The 2,438-nt window shown below is 74.0% G+C and carries 2 protein-coding genes; both read left to right on the top strand.

Features of this window, described 5'->3' with window-relative positions:
* Positions 1-563: hypothetical protein (locus VR45_RS46530; protein ID WP_045945096.1), on the top strand; the 563-nt coding region annotated here is incomplete at its 5' end.
* A gap of 308 nt (positions 564-871) precedes the next feature.
* Positions 872-2,438 (top strand): transcriptional regulator (locus tag VR45_RS41125; RefSeq protein WP_107084421.1); only part of this gene is annotated, 1,567 nt, incomplete at its 3' end.

Here is a 2,438-nt window from a genome sequence, read left to right as displayed (position 1 = left end):
CCGTCGCCGCGGTCATCCGCAACGCCCTGCTGCGCAACAAGGCCCACGTCCGGGACGCCACCGGCACCGTCCGCCCGGCCGTCCCGCACGAGGTCGAGCAGGCCCAGGGCCTCGTCTACAAGGGAACGGACGACAACCGCCAGCCCGTCTGGGAGGGTCGCGGCTCCGCGTTCTACTGGTTCCCCGACCGCGGGCCCGCTCTCGGCGTGACGTCCGAGCACCTGCACGACCTGCTCCAGAACAGCACCGACGCCAAGGTCAAGGGAATGACCAGCCGCTCGCTGCCCGGTGCCCTGCTGCGGACAGGAATGACCTACCGAAACACCAACCAGGTCGGCCGGGAAGGTAGTTGGAGGATCAGTGTTCAGGGTCTGAAGCACCGGATGGTCCTCATCAAGCCCGAGTACCTGTGGGACCTCGGCGACGACGACACCCCGCCGCCGACCGGCGACGGCCCCGGCGACGACGGGCGCGACCCTGTTCGACAAGACCGGCACCGACTCCGGCCAGGAGCCGGCCGCCAGCACGCACGGGACCACCGAGACCGAGGACGAGGAGGCTGAAGTGCCCTTCCTGGAGACCGAGTTGCCGTGCGTGGAGTGCGGCAGGCCCACCCCCCGGCGGGAGACGGACGGCACCCCGCGCCACCTCAACGTCCCCGGCCTGTTCTCCTGCACCACCGGCATGGCACCGGCCGCGCCCGCGCCCGCCGCGAGCCCCCTCCCCGCGTCGACCGTCCCGGCCCAGCAGGCCNCAGCAGGCCCCCGCGCCCGCCGCACCCCCGGCCCCGGCCGCCCGGACGCAGCCCGCCCGACCCACCAACCCGGCCCGCACGGCGCCCGCCGCCGACCGGGACGAGCCCGCCGCCGCGGTGTACCCGGCCGGGCCGCTCGCGGTCCTGGAGGCCGCCGAGGACGGCACCCTGACCGGCCACCTGGTCGACGGCCGCACCCTCGCCTGCCCCGCCAGGTCCCTGCCCGCCATGGTCACCTGGGCACTGGGCGCCGGCCTGGGCCAGGCACGCCTCCACAAGTGGGGCACCGACGCCGACCCGATGATCGTGCTCACCGCCTCGGCCGCGACGAAGCTCGGCCTGCCGGACCAGCTGGAGGACCGCCGCCAGCTGCGCCTGCCCGAGGACCACAAGGTCGTCAAGGCGCTCACCAAGGCCGGCTGGCAGCTCACCCGCCGCGGCTTCTCCTCCTGGACCCGCGTCTACAAGCCGGTCAAGGACGGCGCCCGCCAGTGCGTCCAGATCGCCGTGATGCCCTGGGACGCGCTCGGCCCCTCCAACAGCTGGGCCGTCGACCCCGACACCGCCCCGGCCGACGTGGCCCGCATCCTGGGCACCTACGCCCAGCGGGTCATCGCCCCGCGCGGCTCGATGGGCACCAACGGCATCGAACTGCTCCTCCAGCTGCGCCCGCCCACCCGCGCGGTGTGGGACGAGGCCCAGCAGCGCTACGTCTCCGGGCCGGTGCCCGGCAGCTTCACCCGGGCCGTGCAGCCTGCGCCGCCGGACGCCCCGGAGGAGCACCCGCTCGCGCACGGCCGCAACGAGGACACGGACGCCATGCACGAGGAGGCCTGGAACTGGCACCGGCCCCTCACCCCGGAGGAGGAGACGCGGGGCTTCACCGTGGCGGTCGGCCTGGACACCAACACCTCGTTCTCCCGGGTGGAGTGGGACCCCAGGTTCCCGTGCCCGCTGACGGCCAACGGGCGGCCGCCGACGGGCCCGGCTTGGTACACCACCCAGACCCTGGCCTACGCGCTCGAACTCGGCCTCGCGGTCGAGCCTTCGGAGGCGTGGCTGCGCCGTCCGGCCGCCGCGGCATGGCTGGACCCGTGGCAGGAGCACCTGGCCCGCGCCTACAAGGACACGATGGCCGCGCTCGGAATCGTCCAGGGCATGGAGCCGGAGGCGTTCCTGGCGGCGATGGAGGCCTACAACCAGGGCGCCGGCGACCCGGTCGAGCGGCAGCTCGCCCGCTACGTGAAGCAGACGGTGAAGTCCGGCATCGGCAAGCTGCGCCAGTCCCCGGCCCGCTACATCGGCTACACGCCGGGCGAGCCGTGGCCGGAGCTGGAGCGGCTGTGGTGGCGCCCGGACGTGCGGGCCGCCGTCATCGCCACCGCCCGGGTCTCCCAGCACCGCAAGATGCTCAAGACCTTCGAGGCGACCGGGCTCGCGCCGCTGGTGCAAGCAGGAGGGCGTGCGCCCGCTCGCCTGGTACGCCGAGCGCCACGCCGAAGGCACCAACCCCGCCCGCTACATCGCCCCCCGCGCGAACGAGCGCGACACCGAAGGAGAGTGAGACCGATGGGCAAGATGACCGACGCCCTGGACGCCGCCGTGCGCGCCAAGCTCACCCCCAAGCAGGCCGAGATCCACAAGACCACCGCCGGCCGAACCCGATTCCTTCTGAAGCAGGAGG

The organism is Streptomyces sp. NRRL S-495 (genome assembly GCF_000966955.1).
In the GTDB taxonomy this organism is placed as follows: domain Bacteria; phylum Actinomycetota; class Actinomycetes; order Streptomycetales; family Streptomycetaceae; genus Kitasatospora; species Kitasatospora purpeofusca.
Note: the sequence above shows the minus strand (reverse complement) of the source record. Positions and strands in the feature narration are given on the sequence as shown.